The sequence below is a fragment of the Streptomyces sclerotialus genome, from assembly GCF_040907265.1.
Classification (GTDB): domain Bacteria; phylum Actinomycetota; class Actinomycetes; order Streptomycetales; family Streptomycetaceae; genus Streptomyces; species Streptomyces sclerotialus.
The window spans coordinates 4306375-4330735 of record NZ_JBFOHP010000002.1; the positions used below are offsets into that span (position 1 = coordinate 4306375).

Annotated in this window: 23 protein-coding genes; 12 read left to right on the top strand and 11 right to left on the bottom strand. The window is 71.1% G+C overall.

All coding sequences use genetic code 11. The features are described 5' to 3' along the window. Positions 1-90 precede the first annotated feature (90 nt). Positions 91-1242 carry a pyridoxal-phosphate-dependent aminotransferase family protein gene (locus AAC944_RS19145; protein WP_030615323.1) on the top strand — a complete coding sequence of 384 codons (1152 nt, stop codon included), beginning with the start codon at positions 91-93 and terminating at the stop codon, positions 1240-1242. A gap of 633 nt (positions 1243-1875) precedes the next feature. Continuing rightward, positions 1876-2760, top strand: coding sequence for a TetR/AcrR family transcriptional regulator (locus AAC944_RS19150; protein ID WP_063759952.1), 885 nt, complete (start codon positions 1876-1878; stop codon positions 2758-2760). Here AAC944_RS19150 and AAC944_RS19155 read toward each other — a convergent pair. Together AAC944_RS19155 and AAC944_RS19160 are read right to left on the bottom strand one after the other, a co-directional pair. After that, a complete protein-coding gene (locus tag AAC944_RS19155) occupies positions 2744-3196 on the bottom strand; it encodes a GNAT family N-acetyltransferase (RefSeq protein ID WP_030615329.1) in 453 nt (150 codons plus the stop codon). The two genes, AAC944_RS19150 and AAC944_RS19155, sit on opposite strands and share 17 nt — an antisense overlap. 152 nt (positions 3197-3348) lie before the next feature. Continuing rightward, positions 3349-3828, bottom strand: a complete 480-nt coding sequence (locus AAC944_RS19160) for a MarR family winged helix-turn-helix transcriptional regulator (protein WP_030615332.1) — start codon at positions 3826-3828, stop codon at positions 3349-3351. 132 nt (positions 3829-3960) lie between these two features. Between AAC944_RS19160 and AAC944_RS19165 the strand changes: the two genes are divergently transcribed. The 5 genes from AAC944_RS19165 (at position 3961) to AAC944_RS19185 (ending at position 10035) form a co-directional block, all read left to right on the top strand. After that, positions 3961-5226, top strand: a complete 1266-nt coding sequence (locus AAC944_RS19165; RefSeq protein WP_030615336.1) for an MFS transporter — start codon at positions 3961-3963, stop codon at positions 5224-5226. Between the two features lie 186 nt (positions 5227-5412). Beyond that, on the top strand, positions 5413-5850 hold the full coding sequence (locus AAC944_RS19170; protein ID WP_030615340.1) for a GlcG/HbpS family heme-binding protein: 438 nt from the start codon (positions 5413-5415) through the stop codon (positions 5848-5850). Between the two features lie 417 nt (positions 5851-6267). Next, positions 6268-6903 carry an HAD family hydrolase gene (locus AAC944_RS19175; RefSeq protein ID WP_030615344.1) on the top strand — a complete coding sequence of 212 codons (636 nt, stop codon included), beginning with the start codon at positions 6268-6270 and terminating at the stop codon, positions 6901-6903. 393 nt (positions 6904-7296) lie between these two features. After that, a complete protein-coding gene (locus tag AAC944_RS19180) occupies positions 7297-8766 on the top strand; it encodes a globin domain-containing protein (RefSeq protein WP_078888582.1) in 1470 nt (489 codons plus the stop codon). 525 nt (positions 8767-9291) lie between these two features. After that, positions 9292-10035, top strand: coding sequence for a pyridoxamine 5'-phosphate oxidase family protein (locus tag AAC944_RS19185; RefSeq protein ID WP_051871838.1), 744 nt, complete (start codon positions 9292-9294; stop codon positions 10033-10035). Positions 10036-10192: 157 nt separating this feature from the next. On the opposite strand, the gene AAC944_RS19190 is transcribed toward AAC944_RS19185, so the two are convergent. From AAC944_RS19190 to AAC944_RS19210, 5 genes are all read right to left on the bottom strand, one after another. After that, positions 10193-10672, bottom strand: a complete 480-nt coding sequence (locus AAC944_RS19190) for an NUDIX domain-containing protein (RefSeq protein WP_030615351.1) — start codon at positions 10670-10672, stop codon at positions 10193-10195. 142 nt (positions 10673-10814) lie between these two features. Further along, entirely contained in the window at positions 10815-11711 is an 897-nt protein-coding gene (locus tag AAC944_RS19195; RefSeq protein WP_030615353.1) for a LysR family transcriptional regulator, read from the bottom strand. Positions 11712-11987: 276 nt separating this feature from the next. Next, positions 11988-13115 (bottom strand): cystathionine gamma-lyase, encoded by a 1128-nt coding sequence (locus AAC944_RS19200; RefSeq protein ID WP_030615355.1) that lies wholly within the window; start codon positions 13113-13115, stop codon positions 11988-11990. Then, positions 13112-13597, bottom strand: a complete 486-nt coding sequence (locus AAC944_RS19205) for a low molecular weight protein-tyrosine-phosphatase (RefSeq protein WP_051871841.1) — start codon at positions 13595-13597, stop codon at positions 13112-13114. The genes AAC944_RS19200 and AAC944_RS19205 overlap by 4 nt, the downstream gene beginning before the upstream one ends. Before the next feature lie 113 nt (positions 13598-13710). Continuing rightward, positions 13711-14088, bottom strand: coding sequence for a phage holin family protein (locus AAC944_RS19210; RefSeq protein WP_030615361.1), 378 nt, complete (start codon positions 14086-14088; stop codon positions 13711-13713). Between the two features lie 48 nt (positions 14089-14136). On the opposite strand from AAC944_RS19210, the gene AAC944_RS19215 reads away from it, so the two are divergent. The 4 genes from AAC944_RS19215 to AAC944_RS19230 all read left to right on the top strand — a co-directional run bounded on the left by AAC944_RS19215 (position 14137) and on the right by AAC944_RS19230 (position 16532). After that, the gene (locus AAC944_RS19215) at positions 14137-14454 is read left to right on the top strand and encodes a cupin domain-containing protein (protein WP_030615364.1); all 318 of its coding nucleotides are present in this window, start codon (positions 14137-14139) and stop codon (positions 14452-14454) included. Positions 14455-14640: 186 nt separating this feature from the next. Beyond that, entirely contained in the window at positions 14641-14862 is a 222-nt protein-coding gene (locus AAC944_RS19220) for a DUF5326 family protein (RefSeq protein ID WP_078888583.1), read from the top strand. Between the two features lie 362 nt (positions 14863-15224). Then, the gene (locus tag AAC944_RS19225; RefSeq protein ID WP_030615366.1) at positions 15225-16001 is read left to right on the top strand and encodes an IclR family transcriptional regulator; all 777 of its coding nucleotides are present in this window, start codon (positions 15225-15227) and stop codon (positions 15999-16001) included. A gap of 105 nt (positions 16002-16106) precedes the next feature. Then, on the top strand, positions 16107-16532 hold the full coding sequence (locus AAC944_RS19230) for an SsgA family sporulation/cell division regulator (RefSeq protein ID WP_030615369.1): 426 nt from the start codon (positions 16107-16109) through the stop codon (positions 16530-16532). Between the two features lie 17 nt (positions 16533-16549). On the opposite strand, the gene AAC944_RS19235 is transcribed toward AAC944_RS19230, so the two are convergent. Then, the gene (locus AAC944_RS19235; RefSeq protein WP_368396349.1) at positions 16550-17899 is read right to left on the bottom strand and encodes a YibE/F family protein; all 1350 of its coding nucleotides are present in this window, start codon (positions 17897-17899) and stop codon (positions 16550-16552) included. Between the two features lie 265 nt (positions 17900-18164). Here AAC944_RS19235 and thiC point away from each other — a divergent pair, with 265 nt between their 5' ends. Then, entirely contained in the window at positions 18165-19958 is a 1794-nt protein-coding gene (gene thiC / locus AAC944_RS19240; RefSeq protein WP_030615375.1) for a phosphomethylpyrimidine synthase ThiC, read from the top strand. A 95-nt stretch (positions 19959-20053) separates the two neighbouring features. Here the strand turns inward: thiC and AAC944_RS19245 are convergent, their stop codons facing one another. The 3 genes from AAC944_RS19245 to AAC944_RS19255 form a co-directional block, all read right to left on the bottom strand. Continuing rightward, complete coding sequence (locus AAC944_RS19245; RefSeq protein ID WP_196943017.1) at positions 20054-21142, bottom strand: hypothetical protein; 1089 nt, start codon at positions 21140-21142, stop codon at positions 20054-20056. 249 nt (positions 21143-21391) lie between these two features. Continuing rightward, positions 21392-22606: a metallophosphoesterase gene (locus AAC944_RS19250; RefSeq protein WP_438272742.1), complete on the bottom strand. Its 1215-nt coding sequence runs from the start codon at positions 22604-22606 to the stop codon at positions 21392-21394. Positions 22607-22903: 297 nt separating this feature from the next. After that, a complete protein-coding gene (locus tag AAC944_RS19255) occupies positions 22904-24004 on the bottom strand; it encodes a LacI family DNA-binding transcriptional regulator (RefSeq protein WP_030615383.1) in 1101 nt (366 codons plus the stop codon). Between the last annotated feature and the right edge of the window lie 357 nt (positions 24005-24361).

The window sequence follows — 24361 nt, forward strand, 5'->3', positions numbered from 1 at the left end:
CGGGACCGCGGGGCGGACGTACAGTCGAGCCAGATATCAGGAGTGCCGGGATCCGCCGTCGTGCGGGCCCGCTACCGCTGGAAGGCCACTGTGACTGCCGTGAACGATGCGACCGCGACCGCGAACTCCGACGCCCCGGCGCTGCTCGACCTGCCGCCGCTCACCGCGGCGCACTTCGCGCGGATCGAGGACAAGGTCGCCGCGCTGATGGGTACCGAAGCGGACGTCGTGACGATGCAGGGTGAGGCGCTGCTGCCGCTGGAGGCGTGCATCCGCTCGGCCGCACGGCCCGGCAGCACCGCGCTGAACATCATCACCGGACCGTACGGCGAGACCTTCGGCGGCTGGCTGCGGTCCTGCGGCGCTGATGTCGTCACGATCAGCGCGCCGTTCACCGGCGCGGTCTCGCCGCAGCAGGTCGCGGAGGCGCTGCGGGAGAACCCCGCCATCGACTTCGTGAGCCTGGTGCACGCCGAGGCCGCCACCGGCAACACCAACCCCGTCGCCGAGATCGGCGCTGTCGTGCGGGAGCACGGCGCGCTGCTGATGCTGGACGCGGTCGCGTCGGTGGGCGCTGAGCCGCTGCGTACCGACGAGTGGGGCGTCGATCTGTGTGTGATCGGTGGGCAGAAGGCGCTGGCGGGACCTGCCGGGGTCTCGGTGGCATCGGTCAGCGCCCGCGCCTGGGAGCGGATCGCCGCCAATGAGCAGGCCCCGCGCCGTTCCTACCTCTCGCTGCTGGACTGGAAGGACCGCTGGATCGACGGTGGCCGCACGGCCCTGCCGCACGCTCCGGCGCAGCTGGAGATGCTGGCGCTGGAGCAGGCCGTGGACCGCGTGAACGCCGAGGGGCCGGCCGCGGTCATCACGCGTCACCGTGCGGCGGCAGCCGCGACGCGTGCGGGCGTACGAGCCCTGGGCGGTCTGGACCCGTACGTCCTGCGGGACGAGGACGCCGCACCGGCCGCGACGACGCTCCGTGCGCCGGAGAGCCTGGACGCCCGGGAGATCGTGGCCGCCGCCCTGGCCGCGGACGGTGGGGTGCCGCTGCAGGCCGCTGCCGGGGCGTTGGCCGCGGAGATGATCCGCCTCAACCACTACGGCCGGGCAGCGGACCGGGGAGTGGTACTCGCCGCGCTGTCCGCGCTGGCCGAGGCGCTCCGCACGCTGGGCGTCGAGACGGACGCCGGTGCCGCAGCGAAGGCGGCCGGAGCTGCCTGGGACGCGGTGATCGGGGGCTGATCACCCTTCACGGGCGTCCGCGGCGGTTTCCTGCCGGTCTACGGCCCGGTTGGGCCATTCGGGTGGCCATCGGCCCTGTGGGGCGGTAGATGAGCTGAGTGGGGCTGTGTTTCACGTGGAACACAGCCCCACAGTCATGTTCAGGGGCCGAGGCAGTCATGTTCAGGGGCCGCGGCGGTGAAGCGTAAGGGTGCGGGGACAGGTCGGCGCGGCTCGCGGCTCGCCGGTTGCGGCTCCTGGCTCCGGCGCAGACGTTCGGCGTGAATTCACCTGAAAGCGGAACGCTCGACCCTCAAATGCCCTAGGTTATCGGCCAGTTGAGAGGGAGCGGCGACGCCTCGGCAGTGCCGCTGGGCGGCCGGGTGCAGGTCCGCGGGGTCGACGCAGGCCGACGCGGGGACCGGCAGGCCTCGTCGGGCGCTCGGGGGCAGCCCGGAACGCCACTTCGGAAACGGAAGAAACAACCCGGTTATGTGATCACCCGAGCCGGGCGTATTCCGCCTCCTCTGCGGCGGCGCGCCGTGGCCGAGGTCGTCGGTCATGCTTGTGGCGACCGTAGAATCGGAATGTCCGGCCCGTTTATCTGCGCGGTTTCCGAGACAGTGGTGCAGCCGTTTTCGAGGAGGCCGGAGAATGCCGGAGAAGGAGACCTCGGCATTGCGTGCCGACGCGCGGCGCAATCGGGCGCTGGTGCTCCAAGCGGCCCGTTCTGCCTTCGAGGAACGCGGGTTGAGCGTTCCGCTTGGAGAGATCGCTCGGCGCGCGGGGGTGGGGGCGGGCACCGTTTACCGTCATTTCCCTTCCAAGGACGCGCTGTTCAGGGCAACGGTCGCGGACCGGCTGCGGCTTTTCACCGACACGGCACGGGACTTGGCCGATGTGCCGGACCCGGGCGAGGTCTTTTTCCGCTTCATTTCCTCGGTGGTCAGGGTGGCCGCGCAGAACAAGGCGATGTGTGCCGCGCTGGAAGGTACGGCGGTGGTCCGTGCGCACCCCGTGGCGCCGGGACTGGAGCGGGAATTCTGGTCGGCCTTGGAAGTGCTGCTGCACAGGGCGCAGCAGGCCGGCGCGGTGCGTCAGGACGTGGTACTGGCCGATGTCCGGGTGCTGTTGACCGGCTGCATGGCCATGGAAGTGCGCCGTTCGGGTGAAGCCCGCGCGGATTCGGGTGAATCGGCAAGCGGAATCGATTCTGCCGCTGGTCCGGAGGGGGCGGACGGTGCGTCGGGCCGTATGACGGCGCTGATGTGCGACGGGCTCCGGGCCGGGAGGGACGTAACGAAACTGCCGTTCGAAGTGGCGGTTGGTAACGAAACTGCGTGCGAAGAGTGCGGCGTACCTGTGCGTACGGCGCATACCGGCCGGCCCGCCCGCTACTGCGGCGGGGCCTGCCGGCAGAAGGCGCACCGGACCCGGTCCAAGGCGCGTTCGGGTGACGCCACGGCGCGTTCGGATGACGCCGCCGATTCCGGGGCGGACCCGGCCGACGGGCCGGCCGAGGTCACAGCTGGCGCTTGAAGCCCAGGTGGGAGGCCTCGAAGCCGATCCGCTCGTAGAACCTGTGGGCGTCCACGCGGGTCGCGTCGGAGGTCAGCTGGACCAGCTGGACGCCGAGTGCGCGGGACTCCTCCACGGCCCAGTCCATCAGCTGGGTGCCCAGGCCGCTCCCCCGCTCCTCGGAGTGGACGCGCACACTCTCTACGACCGACCGCGTGGCTCCGCGCCGGGAGAGACCCGGGATGACGGTGAGCTGGAGCGTGCCCACGACGCGGCCGGCGCGTTCGGCGACGACCAGGTGCTGGTTCGGGTCAGCGGCCAGCCGCTCGTACGCCGTACGGTACGGAGTCAGGTCGCCGGGGGACTCGCGGGTGGCGCCCAGCGCGTCGTCGGCCAGCATCGCCACGATGGCGGGGAGGTCCGCCTCGGTCGCCCGACGGATCTTGAAATCGCTCATGCGCGCGACCATATGCCGTGTGCGGCCCGTGTCCCAGGGGTTCGGCACGTAGCGCGTACCACTCTTGATCGCGTGGCCTGTACCGGCCCCGGCCGGGCTGTCGGGTGCCGTGCATGCACCGCGCCGGGTCGCGCGGTGCGCACCGCCCGGGATCAGGCCTCGGCCGGTACGGCTCCCGTGGCCATGCCCTCCACCGCGGCCACCAGCGGCGCCAGCTCCGGGCGGCGGGCGGCCTCGCTCAGCGCCTCGGCCAGCGCGGCGTCGTGCGTCGGGCGGGCCTCCTCCAGCAGCCGGTGGCCCTGCTCGGTGACGTTCGTGTAGATGCCGCGGCGGTCGTCGGGGCACAGGTAGCGGGACAGCAGCCCGCGCTCCTCGAGCCGGGTGACCAGGCGCGTCGTCGCGCTCTGGCTGAGGACGACGGCGTCGGCGACCTGGTGCATACGCAGATGGCCACCCACTCCGTCGTGCTGCTCGCTGAGCACGTTCAGGACGGAGTACTCGCGCACGCTCAGGTCGTGCCCGTCCTGCAGGGCGCGCTCGATGTGCGACTCGATCCGGCCGTGCAGGGCGGAGAGCGCGCACCACCCCTGGGCGAGGCCGGGTGCGCGGACCGTCTGCTGGCACTGCGTCATGAGAACCCTCCTTTGGGTCGTACTCCTCAGGGTAGGCCACCCGCGAAATAGCCAGCGCTTGCAAGTAACCCGCGTATGCAATTATTGTGAACGCACCCAATCTCCCTCTGCAACGTTTTGAAGGGCCCAGTCATGCCTCTCGCACTGCTGGCGCTGGCCATCGGCGCCTTCGGAATCGGCACCACCGAGTTCGTGATCATGGGACTGCTGCCGCAGGTCGCCGCTGACTTCGGCGTTTCCATCCCCACCGCCGGCTTCCTGACCACCGGCTATGCGCTCGGTGTCGTGGTCGGTGCCCCGCTCCTGGCCGTCCTCGGCGCCCGTGTCTCGCGCAAGCGGATGCTGATGCTGCTGATGGGGCTGTTCATCGCGGGCAATCTCGTCTCGGCCGTCGCCCCCGTCTTCGGCGTGATGCTCGCCGGCCGGGTGATCGCCTCGCTCGCGCACGGCGCGTTCTTCGGTATCGGCTCGATCGTGGCCGCGGGCCTGGTCGCACCGCACAAGAAGGCCGGCGCGATCGCGATGATGTTCACCGGACTGACCGTCGCCAACGTCGTAGGCGTCCCCGCCGGCACCTTCATCGGCCAGAGCATCGGATGGCGCGCGACCTTCTTCATCGTCGCCGCGCTCGGCGTACTCGGCCTGCTCGGCATTGCGGCCCTCGTACCGGCCGACCGCCGCGAACCCGTACGCGACGGGGGCTCCGGTACCGACCTCCGGCGGGAGCTGGCCGCCTTCCGCAACCCGCAGGTCCTGCTGGCCATGGCCATGACCGTGCTGGGCTTCGGCGGCGTCTTCGCCGCGATCACCTACATCGCGCCGATGATGACCGAGGCCGCCGGTTACGCGGACTCCTCCGTCACCTGGCTGCTCGTCCTCTTCGGCGTCGGCATGGTGGCCGGCAACCTGATCGGCGGTAAGTTCGCCGACCGCGCGCTGATGCCGATGCTGTACGTGGCGCTCACGGCGCTGGCCGTCGTGCTGGGCACCTTCACGTTCACCGCGTACGACAAGGTCGCCGCGGCCGTCGCCATCCCGCTGATCGGCGCTTTCGGATTCGCGACCGTGCCGCCGCTGCAGAAGCGGGTGCTGGACCAGACCGCGGACGCGCCCACGCTGGCCTCCGCCGTCAACATCGGCGCCTTCAACCTCGGCAACGCCATCGCCGCCTGGCTCGGCGGGATGGTCATGTCGGCTGGCCTCGGCGTCACGGCCCCGAACTGGGTCGGCGCGCTGCTCGCCGCATCCGCGCTGGTCCTGGCCTTCTGGTCGGCCGCGCTGGAGCGCCGCGACCGGAAGGCCGGGCGTCCGCTCGGCCTGGGGACCGACGGCGGTACCGGCCGGGTCGTCGCGAGCGCGACGGCGGAGAAGAGCGCCGCGGAGCCTGCCCAGGTGTGAGCCGGGGCGCCGCGTGGACCGCGGGGCCGCACCTCCGCCCACGCCGTCGGCCCCGCTCCGGAACCGGAGCCGCACCGACTCATCCCGACTGCAGCAGTCCCCAGAAGTACCTCAGAAACACCCTTCGGAGATCCCTGCGGGGATTCCGGACCCCGAAGAACACCCCCCCCAAAGGAGCACCACCCCATGAGCACCACCGAGACCATCGCCACCGTGCGCCCGCTCACCACCGGTGACGTCGACGCCCTCGTCGAGGCCGCGCGGCGGGCCGCCGACGGCGAAGGCGTACGCGGCAGCGTCACCGTCCTGGACGCGGGCGGCCACCTGCTCGGCTTCCGGCGGGACGACGAGGCCGTGCTGATCTCCGGTGAGACCAGCACCCGCAAGGCGTACACCGCGCTGCAGCTGGACGCGCCGACCGCCGACCTGGTCGACCTGGTCCGCCCCGACGGCCTCTTCCACTCGCTGCCGACCGCGCTCGACCGTCCGCTGCTGTTCATCGCGGGCGGCGTACCGCTGCACCGCGACGGCCGGCTGATCGGTGCGATCGGTTTCGGCGGCGGCGCGCCCGAGCAGGACCACCGGATCGCCACCGCCGCACGCGAGGCCGCCGGCCTGGAGTGATCATTCCCCTGTGGTGATCATTCCAGGGGCGAACCCGCCTGTGGTGATCACCCCCACGGCCGCCCGGCCCGCCTTCTCCGGCCGCCGCCCGCGCTCTCCGCGCAGGCGGCGGCCGCACGCCGTCGGCCCCCAGGGCTTCCGCACCGGGACGGCGGTACCCCGGATCCGGCGGTCGCCGCCGCGATGCCGAGTGCCAGGAGGCCGAGCGTGAGGCGAGCCGGCCGACGGAGACGATCACGTGGACGACGAGGGTGGTCCGGCGTGCGGGCCGGCCGAGCTGCTGCACGGCACCACCGTTCCGCCGGGTGCCCGGCGGCGCGACCTACGGCGGGAGTAACCGGCCGCGGCCGTACGCGCGGGCGAGTACGGCCTGCCCCCGGCCCGGCCACTCACGGCACGGCCCCCTACCCTCGCCCCATGGCCAAGCTGCATCTCTTCGACCTGGACGGGACACTGCTCTACCGGTCGGCCGCCGCCGTGGAGATCGCCCGGCAGCTCGGGCTGGAGCGGGAGACCGGCGAGCTGGAGCGCGCGTTCGCGGCCGGCGAGCTGACTCCGCCGCGCTTCGCCCAGCTGGCCTGCGACCTGTGGACCGAGCTGACCGACGCCGATATCGCGGCCGCTTTCGAGGCCGCGCCCTGGCTGGCCGGCATCCGTGAGGTATGGGCCGACATCCGTGCGCGCGGGGAGCGCTGCGCGGTGATCTCCCTGTCGCCGTCGTTCTTCGTGGAACGGCTGCTGGGCTGGGGCGCCGATGCCGCGTACGGCTCGCGCTGGCCCGCGGTGCCGTTCCGGGAACGGGTGGACCCGGCCGGGATCCTGTCCGCCGGGGCGAAGGTGCGGATCGCCGACGAGCTCTGCGCGTCGTTCGGACTGACTCGGGCCGACTGCGTGGCATACGGGGATTCCCGCTCCGACACGGAACTGTTCGCGGCCGTTCCGGCGTCCGTGGCGGTGAACGCGGACCACCACGTCAGTGAGCTCGCGACCTTCGCGTACGGGGGCCGGGACCTCCGGGAGGCGTACGCGCTGACGCTCGGTGACGCGGTGTAGGGCACAGCGGAGGGTGGGAGCACCGCCCGCTTCACCGTAAGCTCACCAGGGCTTCACCGGGGTGTCGGTATGGCGCCGCGAAGCGGGACTTGTGGATTCGACCGGTGCCGGTATGGTCGAGTCCGGTTCAGCGGGCGGGTGCGTCGTGGGAGGTCCCGACGCCCGCCCGGAGCCCGCCAGCCTACCGGTAACGCGCTTGCCGCCACCCGGACTTCGGGCTGTACGCGCGGACGTGCGGGCGCGGGCTGACATGCTGCGGAGGCGTGCGGAGACGGGAACTGCGTTGGATGTGACATCAGTCGGTGCTGCCCCGCTTTCTTGGGTATTGCCCGGCTAGCGGTTGCCGATCAAGAATGCGAAGACGTTCCCCGACCGTTCGAGGCGAGGCAGACCATGGACGCTCCGACCACCGCGTCGGCCGGTAACGGCGCCGACGGTGACAGTGGCGCATGGAGTTGGTTCACCCCCTCTCCCGCCAAGTCACCGGAGAGGCACACGGAGGCCCCGGAAGGGCATGACCCGGGCGGGGACGAGGAGTCGGCGGACACGTCCGCGCAGTCTCCCGGCCCGGCGGCCGTGGAGTCTCCGGCGCCGCCGCCGGCCGACCGCACCGCATCCGGCCGCACCGCCACGCTCCCGCCCCGCCGCGCGGTCGCGGCGCCGCCCGCGCCCGAGTCCGCACTGGAGGCGTCGCTCCGCACGCAACGGCCCGCGGGGCCCGAGGCGTCTGCCGACGCGCTGCTCATCCGGCGCACGATGGCGGAGATCGAGCCGGTGGCCGAGCAGGTCACCTCGTACTTCTACGCGCTGCTCTTCGTCCGTCACCCGGATCTGCGCCAGCTCTTCCCGGTCTCGATGGACGAGCAGCGTGACCGGCTCTTCAAGGCCCTGCTGACCGCCGCCCAGCGGGTCGACGACGACGCGTCGCTCACCGACTTCCTGGCACACCTCGGGCGCGGCCACCGCAAGTACGGCACGCAGCCCGAGCACTACCCGGCCGTCGGCGAGTGCCTGCTCGGCGCGCTCGCCCGGTACGCCACGCTCAGCTGGGACGACCAGGCCGAGGCCGCCTGGATCCGTGCGTACACCAAAATCTCGCAGATCATGATCGACGCCGCGGCCGAGGACGAGGCCGTCGCACCCGCCTGGTGGGACGCCGAGGTGGTCGCGCACGAGCTGCGCACCTCCGACGTCGCGATCGTGACCGTGCGGCCCGATCAGCCGTACCCGTTCCTCGCGGGGCAGTACACCAGCGTGGAGACGCCATGGTGGCCGCGGGTGTGGCGGCACTACTCCTTCGCCGCGGCGCCGCGCTCGGACGGTCTGCTCTCCTTCCACGTCAAGGCGGTGCCGGCGGGCTGGGTCTCCGGCGCGCTGGTGCACCGGGCGCGGCCGGGCGACGTAATCCGGCTCGGTCCCCCGGGCGGCTCGATGACCGTCGACCACACCACCGACAACGGCCTGCTGTGTCTGGGCGGCGGCACCGGCATCGCCCCCATCAAGGCCATGGTCGAGGACGTCGCCGAGCACGGCCGCCGGCGTCCGGTGGAGGTCTTCTACGGCGCCCGCAGCGATCACGACCTCTACGACATCGAGACCATGCTGCGGCTGGAGCAGGCGCACCCGTGGCTGTCCGTGCGCCCGGTGGTCTCCAGCGGACCGTCCGGCGGCGCGCTCAACAGCATCAGCGGGCGGCTGCCGGACGCGGTGCGGGAGTACGGGCCGTGGGGCGAGTACGACGCGTACGTGTCGGGACCGCCCGGAATGATCCGCAGCGGTGTGGACGCGCTGGTCGGCGTCGGCGTCCCCTCGAACCGCATCCGGCACGACGCCGTCGAAGAGCTCGTCGCGGCGGGGGAGTAGTTCTTGAGCACCGAAGACAGCAGCCGCTGGAGACACCAGGCCGAGCACACGGGCCCGTACCCGGAGGACCGCACGGGCCGGCAGCCGGGCGGCTACGCGGACGGATACGCGGACCGGCGTGCGGGCGGGTACGCGGACCAGCGCCCGGACAGCTCGGCCGACCGGTACCTCGACGGGCTCGCCGACCGGTACTTCGACGGGGCCACCGGTCCGTACGCCGATGGGCACGCGGGACGGCCTGCGGACGGGCACCCGAGCGTTCACCGGGGCAGGCACGCGGGTCACGACCCGGCCCACCATCCGGTCCAGGGCCCACCCCAGGACATCGCGCGGTACGCCTCCGGCGAGCAGACAGGCCACGGTCAGGCAGGTCAGGGGCCGCACGCCTATGAGCGGCCCGGCCCGGGCGGGTACGCGTACGAGCAGCAGCGCGCCGCGCGGCCGACGCCCAGCTGGGCGGCGTACGAGCCGGCCGAGCCGGCCGAGCGGCCCGGCAGCGACGGTGAGCACGTCGTGCAACAGCAGATGGGGACGGTCGACCGTGCCGACCGCTTCTACCGCGACCAGGTGCTGGACCACCTCAACGCCCGCATGTGCGAGTTCGTCGGCCGCCAGGAGATGTTCTTCCTGGCCACCGCCGACCGGCACGGCGAGTGCGACTCGACCTTCCGGGCCGGGCCGCCCGGATTCGTGCGGGTGCTCGACGAGCGCACGCTGGTCTACCCCGAGTACCGCGGCAACGGCGTCATGGCCTCGCTCGGCAACATCTCCGAGAATCCGCAGCTGGGCATCCTCTTCGTCGACTTCCTGCGCGACCGGATCGGCCTGCACGTCAACGGGCGGGCGTGGGTCGTCCCCGACGAGGAGATGCGGGTACGCCACCCCGATCTGCCGGTCGATCCGGTGCCCGGGCGGCGGGCCCAGCTGTGGGTGGTGGTCGAGGTGACGGAGGCGTACATCCACTGCGCCAAGCACATCCCGCACCTGCAGAAGGTGCCCCGGCAGGAGCGTGGCGAGCGCGCCTGGGGTACGGACGACGTCAAGCGCAAGGGCGGAGACTTCTTCGGGGCGGCGGCCGAAGCGGCGGACCGGGCTCCTTACCGGCGGCGGGAGACTCCGGCTCCCCCGCAGGGCCCGGCCGCTCCCGAGCCCGCGCACACCCGTTCCGCTCAGTCCTCGTCCTTCCAGGAGGAGGCAGAACGGGTCCTCGCGCTCGTGCAGCAGCGGGCCTCGTCCGGTTCAGGGGAGTTCCGGGGCTGGTTCGGCTGATCCGACCGGTGGAATTCCGTTGTTTCACGATTCCGTTGTTTCACGTGAAACACAGGAACCGATGAAAACGTGTCCGGCATGGTGAATGCGACGGTTTCGCACGCGGTCGCATGTTTCACGTGAAACGGGACATGTTTCACGTGAAACGGCCGGACCGTCAGCCCAGGTCAGGTGCGTGCAGCGCCCGGACGCCCTCGATGTTGCCGTCGAGGTAGTGCCGCAGTGAGAGCGGCACGACTTCGACGGACGCGATGCCGACGCGCGTGAACGGCACTCGCACGATCTCGTACTCCCCGCACGGCTCCTCCACCTCGGGACCGTGCCGCCGGGACAGGTCCATGGAGTCGAGCCGGCAGACGAAGAAGTGCTGGACCTTCACGCCGTCCACGCCGCCGTCCGTAACGTGCTCGACCGTGTCGACGAAGACCGGGACGACGTCCTTGACCTTGGCGCCCAGCTCCTCGTCCACCTCCCGGTGGAGGGCGTCGATGACAGTGGCGTCCTCGGGTTCCACACCGCCGCCCGGTGTGATCCAGTACGGGGCCCGTCCCGGCTTGGTGCGCTTGATCAGGATGAGGTCGTCACCGTCGAGCAGGATCGCGCGGGCGGTGCGTTTGACGACTGGCCGTACGGTCATAGGGGACAGATGCCGCTTTCGACGGCTGGTGAAACCCGCGTCTTGCGGGACGCCTGACATCCGGCCCCGAGCGTGCGGGCGCCGTGCCGACCTTGTGTCAGGGCACCAGGGGGCAGCCTCGGAAGATGTCGCTCCGCACCGCTCACCACGCCGTCGCGGCCCGCAGCAGCCACTCGTGCGCGCGGGCGATGTGCGGCAGGGCGAGCGTCCCGGTACGGACGACCAGGAAGTACGTGCGCAGCGGTGGCACGGGCGGGTCGAGCAGCGACACGACCTCGCCGCGGTCCAGTGCCGGAGCCGCGAGGTAGCGGGGTACGACGGCGAGCCCGGCGCCGGCCGCCGCGCAGGCCAGCACCGCGCGCAGGTCGGCTGCTATCACGGCGGCGGGGGCTGTCGGCCGGGCGTCGAAGACGGCGGACCAGTAGCGGGTGACCAGCGGCAGGCTCTCGTGGACCTCGACCACGGGGACGGGTTCGAGCGCCTTGGGGCCGCGGTCCTGGAGGGTGGCGGGCCCGCCGAGCCGTGTCGCCCAGCGGGGCGCGGCGACCAGGACGTGTTCCTCGTCGCACAGAGTCGTCGCGGTGAGCAGGCCGCCGCGTGGGCGAGCGGTGGTGACGGCGAGATCGTGGTGGCCGGCGGCGAGTCCGGTGAGCAGTTCCTCGGCGGAGCCGAAGGAGGTGCGGACGGCGAGGCCGCGGTCGATGAGGGGAGCGAGGGCGGGGAGGGCGCGTTCGGCGGCGAATTCCGGTGGCCCGGCTAAGTGAAGGGTGCGGGTGACGGACTCCTCGTCGAGACCGGCTTCGGTGATCTCGGTGAGCGCGTCGAGGTGCGGGGCGATCTTGTGGGCGAGTTCGTCGCCGACGGTGGTGGGGGTGACCCCGCGCGGCCTGCGCAGGAACAGCGGGCGGCCGAGCTGGCGCTCCAGTGTCCTTATCTGACTGGTCACCGCGGGCTGGGAGAGTCCGAGGAGGGCGGCGGCACGGGTGAAGGAACCGGCCCGGTGCACGGTGACGAAGGTGCGCAGCAGCGCCAGATCCATCCATACCCCCTTCACCTGGGAAGCCTGATCGCGAGCCAACTATAAATTTGTCGATGAGGCTGTGTCGCTAGCGTGATTGGACACTGACGCTGAGTCAACTAGCCTTGATTGAGCGGTTCGTTGCACATTGAACCGGGGGCGGTCCGAGCCAAGAGGGGGAGGCTCGGACCGTCTGCTGTGCGTACGGCAGGATCCGTTCGGCGCGGCTGCCCGGCGCGCTGCCGGGCCCGTCGCGAGTACCCGTGTGCCGTCCGGGTCAGTCCTGTGTCACCAGGGTCAGTCCCGGGCCGCCCGGTCCAGCGCCCGCAGTACGTCGGCGACCAGGTCCGCGGGGTCCTCGGCGCCGACGGAGAAGCGGACGAAGCCGTCCGGCACGGCGTCCCCGCCCCAGCGGCCGCGCCGTTCGGCGGTGGACCGTACCCCGCCGAAACTCGTCGCGTCGTCCACCAGCGTCAGTTCGGCCAGAAAGCGCTCCGCGTGTGCCTTGTCCGGCAGCACGAAGGAGACGACGCAGCCGAAGCGCCCCGGCCGCATCTGGGCCACGGCGCCCTTGTGCGAGGGGTCGGTCGGCAGCCCCGGATGACGCAGCCCGGTGATCTCGGGGCGGTCGCGCAGCGCCTCGGCGAGTGCCAGCGCGCCCGCCGCCTGCCGCTCCACGCGCAGCGCGAGCGTGGCCAGCGACCGGTGCGCGAGCCAGGCCTCCATCGGCCCGGGGATCGCGCCGACCGTCCTGCGCCACTGCCGTACGGAGTCGGTGAGTGCCCGGTCGCGGGTGGTGACGTAACCCAGCAGGATGTCGCCGTGGCCGGTCAGCGCCTTCGTGCCGCTGGCGACGGAGAAGTCGGCACCGAGCTCCAGCGGACGCTGGCCGAGCGGCGTGGCGAGGGTGTTGTCGACGGCGACGAGCGTGCCCTGGGCGTGCGCCGCCTCCGCGAGCCGGCGGATGTCGCAGACGTCCAGGCCCGGGTTGGAGGGCGTCTCGATCCACAGCAGCTTGGCGCCCTCCAGGACGTCGAGCTGGGCGTCACCGGCGGTGGGGGCCGTACGGACCTCGACGCCGTAACTCTCCAGGCGCTCCCGTACGGCGGGCATCAGCTGGTAGCAGTCGTTCGGCAGGACGACGACGTCGCCGGTGCGGACCTGGGAGAAGAGGACGGCGGAGATCGCGGCCATGCCGGAGGCGAAGACCGAGGTGTGCGCCGGTTCGCCGGGTGATTCCAGCTCGGTGACGGCCTCTTCGAGGAGGGTCCAGGTCGGGTTGGACTCGCGGCCGTAGGTGTACGGCCCGGCCGCGTCGCCCGGCAGGTGGTAGTGGGCCGCGAAGACCGGTCCGGGAAGGGCCGGGGCGTACGCCTCGGCCTCGGGGAGACCGGCCCGTACGGCCCGGGTGCTGTCGCCTGTCATGCGCTCTCCGCCTTCTCGTGGTGCTCTTCCCGCCCGGCCAGCTCGGCGCCGACCACCGTGAGCAGGTCCTCGGTGGCGTCCTCCACCATGGCCAGGCAGTCCTCGAAGCCTGACATGCCGCCGTAGTACGGGTCGGGAACGTCCAGATCCAGGACAGGCGTGGCGTGCGTCACGGCCTCCGGGAGGGTGCAGGCGCGCAGCAGTCGGACCTTGGCCGCGGCTGCCTCCGACGGGGCCAGCGCGCGCAGGTCACGAAGGTGCCCGGAGTCCAGCGCGATGATCAGGTCCAGTCGCTCGAACCACTCAGGGCGGAACTGCCGGGCGCTGTGCGTCAGGTCGTACCCGGCCTCCCGCAGGACGGCCAGGGTGCGCGGATCGGCGTCGTCACCTTCGTGCCAGCCGCCGGTGCCGGCGCTGTCGACCACGACCTGGTCCTCCAGGCCCGCCTCTTCGAGACGGGCCCGGAAGACGGCCTCGGCCATCGGGGAGCGGCATATGTTGCCGGTGCAGACGAAGCAGACGCGGAGGGGCGGGGAGGAGGGCAAGGGAAGTCCAGGGGTACGGAGGGACGGGGCGGTCGGGGCCAGGGCCTGGATCAGTCCTCGTCCGGCAGGATCACGTGCAGCGCCCAGGAGACGATCGAGACGATCAGGCCGCCCAGTACCGCGGTCCAGAAGCCGTCGACGTGGAAGGCGAGGTCGAGCACCCCGGCGAGCCACGACGTCAGCAGCAGCATCAAGGCGTTGATCACCAGTGTGATCAGGCCCAGCGTGAGGATGAACAGCGGGAACGAGAGCAGCTTCACCACGGGCTTCACGACGACGTTGACCACGCCGAAGATCAGCGCCACCAGGATCAGCGTCCACACCTTGTTGCCGGTGCTGGACCCGGTCAGCGTGATGTCGCTGAGCAGCCAGATGGCCACCGCGAGTGCCGCGGCGTTGGCGATCGTCTTGACCAGAAAATTCTTCATGGTGGGATCGTCGCAGACACGACGGAGACAGTGAGGGGTGCGCGGATGATGAAGGCGTTCAGGCTGGAGGAACTGGAGGCGGAACGGGCCGCGAACGACGGCGCGTACCTGCAGTTCCTGCGGGAGCGGAACATGTCCGCCGGGCTGTACGCGCTGGACGCCGGCAGCAGCGATCCGCAGGCGCCGCACGGCCAGGACGAGGTGTACCTGGTGGTGAGCGGGCGCGCGTCGATCACGGTGGGGGTGGAGACGACCCAGGTCGCGCGGGGCAGCGTGGTGTACGTACCGGCCGGGGTGCCGCACAAGTTCCACCACATCACCGAGGACCTGCGGGTCATGGTGATCTTCTCGCCGCCGGAGGGCTGACGGGGCCCCGGCCTCCCCCTCGGAGGTGAGGAGCGCCTTCCGTATCCCGTAGGGGTCGGTTCAGGGGACGGCCGGGGCCGCGGAGCCCCCATGTGTCCGGGCGCCGTCCTAGCATCGATGGTGCAGGGGCGAGATCGGACAGGTGCCGGGCGGACCGGGCGTCGACGCAGAAAGCGGGGCAGAGCAATGGCCGTGAAGGAAATATTCGCGGGACTTCCGTGGTGGGTGAAGTGGGTCGCGGTGCCCGTCATCCTGGTGGTCGTCTTCGGCGGGCTGATCGGCAGCGTGGTGGGATTCGTCATCGGGCTGCTCTTCAAGGTCCTGCTGGCCGTGGCGCTGATCGCCGGAGTCGTCTACCTGGTACGCAGGTTCACCGGTTCGTCGTCCTCGTCGCGCGGCGACTGGTGAGTCACCGCCGCGGCAGGCGGTGAGCGCCGAGGCCGCACGGAAACGCCGGGCGTCCCGTTCCCTCTCCGGGGGACGGGACGCCTTTTGTTTGTCCCCTGCGAACTGATGTCCGGGGCGCTCGCGCCGTTCAGGCTTCCGGGTAAGACGAGAAATGCGCCGCCTGAGGTAATTCGCAAGCTAATCGACCTGCTGCCCGGGCGCTCACGTTAGAGTGCGGACGCAGGGCATCTTCCGGATGCCGGCGTTACGGAATGCCCGGCCGGGCCTGGCGGGACGGGCGGGCTTCCGGAAAGCGCACGCGGCACGGGCGCGGGGCCCGAGCCCGGGGTTCCGGCCCCGGCGACCTGTCCTGGGGGTTGGTCTTGGCCACGGCGAACGACACGTCCACGACTCCCCCGACGCTGATCGGTTCCGTTCAGCGGGCGCTGCGCCTGCTCGAAGCGGTGGCGGCGCATCCGCGCGGCGCGCCGGCCAAGCAGCTTGCCAGAGAGACCGGTTACCCCCTCCCCACCACGTACCACCTGCTGCGCACGCTGACTCACGAGGGCTATCTCCAGCGGGAGAACGGGGTGTTCGTCCTGGGTGAGTCCGCCGAACTCATCAGCAGGGCCGGGGCCCGCCGCCGGCGGCACGCGCACCTCGCCGAGGTGTTGTCGGAGGTGGGCCGGGAAGTGGACGCCGCGGTCTACTTCGCGGTGTACCGGGCCGGTGAGGTGGAGGTCGTGGCGGTGAGCGACGATCCCGACCGGCCACCGGTGGAGGAGTGGGCGGACTTCCGTACGACTGCTCACGCGCACGCGATCGGCCAGTGCCTGCTGGCGCAACTCGACGAGGAGGCACGGAAAGACCACCTGGCGCGGCATCAAGTCCAGTCGCTCACTCCGCATTCGGTGCGGAGTGAAGACCATCTGCTGCACCGTTTGGATACGGTGCGTAAGACCCAACTCGCTGTCGAACGGGAGGAATATGCCGTCGGCACGGTGTGTGCGGCAATTCCCATTCACGTCGGTTCGGCAGCGGCGACGGTGGCGATTTCCCTCCCCGCAGGTGAGGCCGATCGACTGCCGTCCGTAACCGAAAAGGTACAGAGGATGGCAGAGTCGACCCTTATGACGCTGGCCTTCTCTATCAGTATCTGAAAAATTACTCCTTGTGATCTGTCGGCAACTCGTCGACGATGGCGTCAATAGCGGTCGGCGGATCATTACCGGCCACTTCGATCAAGTAGTGCGGGGCAGTGGTTGATGAGCCAGACAGTTCAGGCAGAAGTGATGATGAGCTTCATCGTCTCCGAGGAGCTCGCCTTCCGGATCCCGGTGGAGCTGGATTTCGACAGCGCCGATCCCTACGCCGTGCGGTTCACGTTCGATCTCCCCGGTGACACCCCGGTCACCTGGGCGTTCAGCCGGGAGCTCCTGCTGGACGGCCTGAGCCGGCCGGCCGGCGAGGGGGACATCCATGTGGAGCCGGTCTCGGGCGCTCATCTCAGTGACGTCTACGTCAGTCTCCAGGTGGGCTCCGAGCAGGCGCTCTTCCGCGTCGGGGCGGCACCGCTGGTCGCCTTCCTGGACCGTACGGACCGGCTGGTCCCGCTCGGTCAGGAGCAGATCTGCGGCACGCTCGACGCGGAGCTGGACCGGATCTTCGCGAACGCGCAACGGGCGGGCTGAGCGCCGGTCCGGCCCGGTCAGCGCTTGCGGCGACGGCCCCGGCCGCCCCGCCGGCTGCCCGGCTGCCCGGGCCCCGGACCGGCCGCGCGGCCAGGCTCCGTGACCCGGCCGCCCGTCCTGGCGCGGTCCGCCGAGACGACCAGTACCGCCAGCAGCGTGGTCAGCGGTACGGAGGCGACGAGCCCGATGCTGCCCACCAGCGTCCGGACGATCTCCTCGGCCACCACCTCGCTGGTGGCGACCGTACCGACACTGCTGCGCGCGATGGAGAACAGCAGCAGCAGCGGCAAAGCGGCGCCCGCGTACGCCAGCACCAGCGTGTTCACCACCGATGCGATGTGGTCCCGTCCGATCCGCATCGCCGCGCCGTAGATCCGGCGCCGGCTCGCCGTCGGATCGGCGTCCCGCAACTCCCACACGGCCGCCGTCTGGGTCACCGTCACGTCGTCCAGCACGCCCAGTGACCCGATGATGATCCCCGCCAGCAGCAGCCCGCGGATCTCGATGCCCGGGTAGAGGCTGTGCACCAGCCCCGTCTGGTCGTCCGTGTTGCCCGTCAGCTGTCCCCAGCCGATGAAGACCGAGCCCAGCAGGCCGATCAGCAGCAGTGACGCGAGCGTGCCGAGCACCGCCACCGACGTCCGCGCGGTCAGGCCGTGACACAGGTACAGCGCGATGAGCATGATCGCGCTGCCTCCGACCACCGCCACCAGCAACGGATTCGACCCTTGCAGGATGGCGGGCAGGATGAACACCGTGAGCACCGCGAAGCTCGCGGCCAGCGCGACCAGCGCCAGCACACCGCGCAGCCGGCCGACGACCACCACCGCCAGCGCGAACACCGCGGCCAGTACCCACATCGGGAACGAGCGGTCCACGTCCGTGACCGAGTACTGGAGGTCCCGGGGCGCCTTGGGGGCGTACGCCACCACGACGTCCTGGCCCTCGGCGTAGCGGCGCGAGGCGTCCGGTGTCACCACGGTCTTGAAGCGGTGTCCCGTGTCCTTGCCGCTGGTGACCTCGATGGTCGCCTGCTCGCAGCTCTGCGCCTGCTGCGCGCCGCCGCCCGGACCGGTCGGCTGCTGTTGCTGCTGCATCTGTTGCTGCTGCTGCGCGTTGACGTCCGCGCAGTTCACCTTCGTCAGCCGGACGACACGCGCGGTCTGGGTCTCCTGGTCGAAACCCACCCCCGACGGCTTGTGCGCGGGCGCGCCGCCTGGCCACAAGGCGATCAGTCCCACGCCCACTGCCAGGGCGAACGGGATCAGCACAGCGGCGATGACCTTGCGCAGATGCTGGGACACCGGGGCCGCGGGACCGTGGCCGTGCCCATGACTGTGGCCGTGTCCGTGCGGGTGTGCGGACAAGGGCGAATGATTGTGCGACTGGGGCTCGGGCTCGTTGGGGGTCACCGCCCGATCATCCAACAACTCTCCGGGCCCCCTGTTCACCACGCGGCGTCGGCCGCTAACGTGGTGGCACCTTTGCAATCGCGGGAGCTCGGAGCACCGGGCTGAGAGGGCGCTGATCTCCGTCCCAGCGAAGTTTCACGTGAAACTTCGGCAGACGGAAACCGCTGCGTCGACCGCCGAACCTGTTACCGGGTAATGCCGGCGTAGGGAGTGGGTCTTCATGACTCTGCAGGATGCACGCACGCCCGAAAACGGTGCCGCCGACGACGCCGCGGGAACGCAGCAGATCGGCTGGCACAAGGGCTACATTTCCGGATCGCGCCCCGACCTGCGGGTTCCGGTCCGGAGGGTGCACCTCACCAACGGCGAGCACGTGACGCTCTACGACACGTCAGGGCCGTACACCGACCCCAACATCGAAACCGACGTCCGCCGTGGCCTCGCGCCGCTGCGGGAGAACTGGATCATCGCTCGCGGTGACACCGAGGAGTACGCGGGCCGGCCGATGCGTCCGGAGGACGACGGCCTCAAGCACACCTCGCCACGCGGCGGCCTGAAGAACCTCGACGCGGTCTTCCCGGGCCGGCCCCGGCAGCCGCGCCGCGGCCGGGACGGCGCCGTCACGCAGCTCGCGTACGCGCAGCGCGGCGAGATCACCGCGGAGATGGAGTACGTCGCGCTCCGCGAGAACTGCACCCCCGAGTTCGTACGGGACGAAATCGCGGCGGGCCGTGCGGTGTTGCCGGCCAACGTCAACCACCCGGAGATCGAGCCGATGATCATCGGCAAGAACTTCCTGGTGAAGGTCAACGCCAACATCGGCAACTCCGCGGTGACCTCCTCCATCGAGGAGGAGGTGGAGAAGATGACCTGGGCGACCCGCTGGGGCGCCGACACGGTCATGGACCTCTCCACCGGCCGCAACATCCACACCACCCGCGAGTGGGTGCTGCGCAACTCCCCCGTTCCCATCGGCACCGTCCCCCTCTACCAGGCCCTGGAGAAGGTCGACGGCAAGGCCGAGGAGCTCACCTGGGAGATCTACAAGGACACCGTCATCGAGCAGGCCGAGCAGGGCGTCGACTACATGACGGTCCACGCCGGCGTGCTCCTGCGGTACGTCCCGCTCACCGCCCGCCGGAAGACCGGCATCGTCTCCCGCGGCGGCTCGATCATGGCGGCCTGGTGCCTCGCGCACCACAAGGAGTCGTTCCTCTACGAGAACTTCGAGGAGCTCTGCGACATCCTCGCGTCCTACGACGTGACGTTCTCGCTCGGCGACGGCCTGCGCCCCGGCTCCATCGCGGACGCCAACGACGAGGCACAGTTCGCGGAGCTGAAGACGCTCGGCGAGCTGAACACGATCGCCAAGGCGCACGGCGTACAGACCATGATCGAGGGCCCGGGCCACGTCCCGATGCACAAGATCAAGGAGAACATCGACCTCCAGCAGGAGATCTGCGAGGAGGCGCCGTTCTACACGCTCGGCCCGCTGACCACCGACATCGCGCCCGCCTACGACCACATCACCTCCGGTATCGGCGCCGCGATGATCGCCTGGTGGGGCACGGCGATGCTCTGTTACGTCACGCCGAAGGAGCACCTGGGCCTGCCCGACCGCGACGACGTGAAGACCGGCGTCATCACGTACAAGATCGCGGCACACGCGGCCGACCTGGCCAAGGGCCACCCGGGCGCGCAGGAGTGGGACGACGCCCTCTCCGACGCGCGCTTCGAGTTCCGCTGGGAGGACCAGTTCAACCTGGCCCTCGACCCGGACACGGCCCGCTCCTTCCACGACGAGACGCTCCCCGCCGAGCCGGCCAAGACCGCACACTTCTGCTCCATGTGCGGTCCGAAGTTCTGCTCGATGAAGATCTCCCAGGACATCCGCCGTGAACACGGCGGTGACCTGGGCGGACTGAGCGAGGCGGACGCCGAGGCCGGTATGGCGGAGAAGTCGAAGGAGTTCGCCGCAGCGGGCAACCGGGTGTACTTGCCGATCGCGGAGTGACCGCACCGACCCTGCGTACGCGCCGAAGGGGCCCCGGCAGCTTGCCGGGGCCCCTTCGGCGTGCGGTGCGCGGGCGGAGCGCTGCCGTCGCGCGCTCAGTCCGGCTGGTGGTCAGGCCCCCCGTAGTCCGGGCTGGTGAAGTCCGGGCTGGTGAAGCGGGGGCGGGTGGCGGTCCGGTGGTCGTCCTCCGGGCCGGAGAAGCGGGGATGGGTGTAGCCGAGGGCCGGCATGCGACCGGGACCGGGAGTGCGGTGGGTCACGAAGCGGCCTGCGGCTTCGGGGGCCGCGGGCGGCTTTCTGTCGCCTCTGCCGCTGCCGCCGTCGTTGTCCTCGCCTTCGGCGCCCCTGTCGTGGCTGTCGTCGCCGGGAGCGGGCTTCGCCGGCGGGGTGCCGGGCACCGATCCCTCGCGCGATCCCGGTGAGGGGTGAGGGGCCGTCGGGCCCGAGAGCTCCGTGGGCTGCCCGGCGGAGGTGGGATCCGGGTCCGGCGGGGGATCGGGCGCTGTCAGGGCCTCCAGGAGGAACGGGCGGAGGCCGCGCTCCTGAAGGGCCTGGAGCCAGCGGGCCTTGGCCCGTTCGACCTCCTGGGCCAGCTCGCTGGGGTGGGAGGCGCGCAGGGACGTGGCGCCGTTCCGGAGGGCGGTGATCACCAGGCCGCCCATCGCGATGAGGATCGTCGCCGCGGTCAGGCCGGTGAACGCCCAGCCGACGCTGATCAGCGGCTGGGCCAGGGACTCGTCGGGGCTGACGGTATGGAGGACGTAGCCGATGAGAAGGAAGAGGACCGCGGCGATGCCCGCCAGTACGGGAGCGAGGACCGTGACCATCGCGGCCAGTCCGGCGCCGGTGGCCTCGGCGACCTCGCCCATCGTGGCGATGTTGACGCCGGCACCGCCCGCGCCGTCGGTCCCGCCCTCGCCTGGCTCACCACCGGACGCGGCCGGGCGCGCGGACGCGGGCGAACGCAGCTCCGCGCGCAGTGAGACGTAGTGCTGGTACTCGGCCGTCGCGCACGCGGCGATGGCGGTCGTGGCGCTGAGCGCCATGGTGCGCAGCTGCTCGGTGTTGAGGCGCATGCCCGTCGCGGCGAGATCCGGGCGGTCGGCCGCGGTGCGCAGAGCCTCGTCGAGGGCCCGCCGGAATTCCTCGCGGTCCTCGTTCAGCAGGTGCGGAGCGCTGTTCATGTGCATCCCCCGATGCTCCGTAGGGCCGTACGGGCCGGTGCGAACCGGGCAGTTGGCGGGAAACGGAGGAGAGCCTGCTACGGATAGACCGATGGTAGAGCGCGTCCAGTACGGCGTGACAGAGGATTTCGGAAATTGCTCCGCACGTGACAAGCCGTCCCCTGGGCGCCCCCTGGCCCGCCCGTCGACGGCACGCTCCGGCCCCGCCCGGCCGGTTGCCGGCCTGCGGTACCCATGCCCCGTTACGGGTCAGACAGTCAGCGGGAGTTGGACGACGAGCAGCTTTCCGGCCATCGTGACGCCGCCGTCCATGGCGACCGCGAGCCCGTCGGCGTACACATGCGGCTCCTCGACGGCGATGCCCTCGCCCTCGCCGTCCTCGGTGCCGACCTCGCCGAGGAGGTACGGGATGGGGCTGTGGCCGTGGACGATGCGCTCGCCGCCGTACGTGGCGAGCAGCTCGCGCACGGCCTGCGGCCCGGACTCGTCGCGGAAGGCGAACCGCTTGGTGAGCTTGCGGAAGAGGTCCCAGACCTCGTTGGCGTCGTTGCGGGTCAGGACGTCGTGCACGGCGTCGTTGACCGCCTCGATGGAGTCGCCGTAGTCGAGGTAGGCGGTGGTGTCGGAGTGCACCAGGAGGTGGCTGTCCTCCTGCGTGACGGCGTCCAGCCGGGCCATCCACTGCAGGTGGTGGTCCTGGAGGCGGTCCATGTCGGTCTTCTGGCCGCCGTTGAGCAGCCAGGCGGCCTGGAAGGAGGCGGTGCCCGCGCCGGACTGCACGGGGGTGTCGCCGAACCGTTTGGCGCCGAGCAGCAGCAGCTCGTGGTTGCCCATCAGGGCCTTGCAGTAGCCGCCGGCCGCCGCGGCCTCGGCGGACAGCTGCATGACCAGGTCGATGACGCCGATGCCGTCCGGACCGCGGTCGGTGAAGTCACCGAGGAACCACAGCCGGGCGTTGCCGGCCGCCCAGTGCCCCTCGGCGTCGACCAGCCCCTCGGCGAACAGGGCCGCGCGCAGCTCGTCGTAGTAGCCGTGCACGTCACCGACGACGTACAGCGGGCCGCCCGCTTCCCCCTCGCCGACCTGCTGGAGGTCGACGGCGGGCTGGTCGATGAGGGTGTCGGTGTACGTGACGGGAGTACCGTCCGGGCCGACGACGGGGAGGTCGCGCTCGGTGGGCGTGTAGTCGGCCGGCAGCTGGTCCGGCGGCAGTGCGGCCTGCGCGCCGGTGCCGTAGGTGAGGCGGGCGTACGGCCGTGCCCTGGTCCGTACGCGGACCTCCGGGTCGAGCCGCTCCTGGGGAGGGGCCTGACCGTCCTGGGGGGCCTGGCGGGGCTGCGGGACGTACCCGCCCTGGGGCGCGTACCCGTCCTGCGGCAGGTACCCCTCCTGCGGGGTGTTCCCCTCCTGCGGGGCGTACGCGTCGTGAGGGGCGTACGCGTCCTGCGCATGGGCGTTCGGCACGGCTCCGGGTGTTCCGGGAGGAACGGCCGCAGGAGGTTGTGCCGCCATGGTCCGCGCCATGGGTCCCAGACCGGCCCCCTGAGTCATCGACCCCTCCACCGTTGCGCCGCCGTGCACCTCGCGGACCTTGCCTGGTCGTCGGCGGTCCGTGGTGTCGTGCGCCCATCATAGGAACGCCGCTCGCGGGTTGTGACGCACCAGGGGGTGGTCAATCGTTCTGAGCCCGGCGTTCACAGCTGTTTTCTCCCGGCTTCGCCCTGTTTTTCCCCTGGCGGCCGTGGCCGCCCGGCAGAACGCTCAGTCGCCGGACGGGCCACGCGGTGGGCTGACCGTCGTACGGGGAGACCTCCGTTGGGACGAGGTGCGCACGATCAGGTCGGTCGGTATCACCTGCTCGACGGGGCGTCCGCTGTCGAGCCCTTCGATGGCGTCGATGAGCAGCTGGACGACGGCGGTGCCGATGCGCCGGGGCTTGAGCGAGAGGGTCGTGATGGGCGGCTCGGTCGTGGCGTAGACCGTGGATTCGCTGCAGCACACCAGCAGGAGGTCGTCGGGGACCCGGAGGCCGTAGCGGCGCGCCGCGGCGAGCAGATCGGTGCCGTTCGGGTCGAAGAGACCGTAGACCGCGTCCGGGCGGTCCGGGCGGGCCAGCAGCCGGTCGGCGGCGACGGCGCCCGCACACGGGTCGTGCGCGGGGTAGGACTCGTACACCGGGTCCTGGCCGACCCGCTCGCACCACTGGAGATACGCGGTGGTGGACAGGCGGGTGTACGTGTCGGTGGTGGTGCCGGTGAGGAGGCCGATACGGCGGGCGCCGGCGTCCGCGAGGTGGTCCAGGAGCCCCAGGACGGCCGCTTCGTGGTCGTTGTCGACCCAGCCGGTGACGGGCAGGGAGCCTCCTGGGCGGCCGTCGGAGACGACGGGGATGCCGTGCCGGACGAGCTCGGTGACGACCGGGTCGCCGTCGGCGGGGTCGATCACGACCGTGCCGTCCAGGGCGACGTTGGACCAGACGTCGTGACGGGAGGTCGCGGGCAGGATGACCAGGGCGTAGCCACGGGCCAGCGCGGCTGAGGTGGCGGCGCGGGCCATCTCGGCGAAGTACGCGAACTCGGTGAAGGTGAAAGGTTCATCCCCGTACGTGGTGACGGTCAGGCCGATCAGCCCTGACTTGCCGGTACGGAGCGTGCGGGCGGCGGCGGAGGGGCGGTAGCCCAACCGGTCGGCCACCTCGCGGACGTGGCGACGGGTGGCGTCCGGAAGCCGGCCCTTGCCGTTGAGCGCGTCGGAGACAGTCGTGATGGAGACACCGGCTGCGGCGGCCACGTCCCGGATGCCTGCCCGCCCCAACCGGCGTCCGGTCGACCGGCTCACCTGGTGCTTCCCTGCTGCTGTCATGGCGAGCCGATAGTAGGGCTCGGAAGGGGCCATCGCGGGGCTCCCTTATGCCCAGTCGAAAGGCACGTTTCTGCATGCCGGAAACCCGTCAATCCCCTTGGAATAGAAGGAGGTTGGGTGTCAGGGCATGATTCTATTCGCTGATCGACAGCATTGACCTGCAGATTGCGCCAGGTATCGAAGAGGTCTCAAGTCACCTTCACGGGTGATGCGCGCCACGGCGTGAGCCACCGGCGCGTGACAGAGCGGGAGGCGCTCCGCAAAGGCCCTGCGCCCTGAGCTGGGCATGGCTCCGGTATATGACGTGCGCATGCCCACGTAGCCGCGGAGGGCGGAAGCCCCTACGCCGCACGGCCC

Excerpts from the sequence above, each read along its gene's own strand:
- AAC944_RS19150 (WP_063759952.1), top strand. The coding sequence starts at position 1,876 with ATGCCGGAGAAGGAGACCTCGGCATTGCGTGCCGACGCGCGGCGCAAT.
- AAC944_RS19155 (WP_030615329.1), bottom strand. The coding sequence starts at position 3,196 with ATGAGCGATTTCAAGATCCGTCGGGCGACCGAGGCGGACCTCCCCGCC.
- AAC944_RS19160 (WP_030615332.1), bottom strand. The coding sequence starts at position 3,828 with ATGACGCAGTGCCAGCAGACGGTCCGCGCACCCGGCCTCGCCCAGGGG.
- AAC944_RS19165 (WP_030615336.1), top strand. The coding sequence starts at position 3,961 with ATGCCTCTCGCACTGCTGGCGCTGGCCATCGGCGCCTTCGGAATCGGC.
- AAC944_RS19170 (WP_030615340.1), top strand. The coding sequence starts at position 5,413 with ATGAGCACCACCGAGACCATCGCCACCGTGCGCCCGCTCACCACCGGT.
- AAC944_RS19175 (WP_030615344.1), top strand. The coding sequence starts at position 6,268 with ATGGCCAAGCTGCATCTCTTCGACCTGGACGGGACACTGCTCTACCGG.
- AAC944_RS19180 (WP_078888582.1), top strand. The coding sequence starts at position 7,297 with ATGGACGCTCCGACCACCGCGTCGGCCGGTAACGGCGCCGACGGTGAC.
- AAC944_RS19185 (WP_051871838.1), top strand. The coding sequence starts at position 9,292 with ATGGGGACGGTCGACCGTGCCGACCGCTTCTACCGCGACCAGGTGCTG.
- AAC944_RS19190 (WP_030615351.1), bottom strand. The coding sequence starts at position 10,672 with ATGACCGTACGGCCAGTCGTCAAACGCACCGCCCGCGCGATCCTGCTC.
- AAC944_RS19195 (WP_030615353.1), bottom strand. The coding sequence starts at position 11,711 with ATGGATCTGGCGCTGCTGCGCACCTTCGTCACCGTGCACCGGGCCGGT.
- AAC944_RS19200 (WP_030615355.1), bottom strand. The coding sequence starts at position 13,115 with ATGACAGGCGACAGCACCCGGGCCGTACGGGCCGGTCTCCCCGAGGCC.
- AAC944_RS19205 (WP_051871841.1), bottom strand. The coding sequence starts at position 13,597 with ATGGCCGAGGCCGTCTTCCGGGCCCGTCTCGAAGAGGCGGGCCTGGAG.
- AAC944_RS19210 (WP_030615361.1), bottom strand. The coding sequence starts at position 14,088 with ATGAAGAATTTTCTGGTCAAGACGATCGCCAACGCCGCGGCACTCGCG.
- AAC944_RS19215 (WP_030615364.1), top strand. The coding sequence starts at position 14,137 with ATGAAGGCGTTCAGGCTGGAGGAACTGGAGGCGGAACGGGCCGCGAAC.
- AAC944_RS19220 (WP_078888583.1), top strand. The coding sequence starts at position 14,641 with ATGGCCGTGAAGGAAATATTCGCGGGACTTCCGTGGTGGGTGAAGTGG.
- AAC944_RS19230 (WP_030615369.1), top strand. The coding sequence starts at position 16,107 with ATGAGCCAGACAGTTCAGGCAGAAGTGATGATGAGCTTCATCGTCTCC.
- thiC (WP_030615375.1), top strand. The coding sequence starts at position 18,165 with ATGACTCTGCAGGATGCACGCACGCCCGAAAACGGTGCCGCCGACGAC.
- AAC944_RS19245 (WP_196943017.1), bottom strand. The coding sequence starts at position 21,142 with ATGAACAGCGCTCCGCACCTGCTGAACGAGGACCGCGAGGAATTCCGG.
- AAC944_RS19255 (WP_030615383.1), bottom strand. The coding sequence starts at position 24,004 with ATGACAGCAGCAGGGAAGCACCAGGTGAGCCGGTCGACCGGACGCCGG.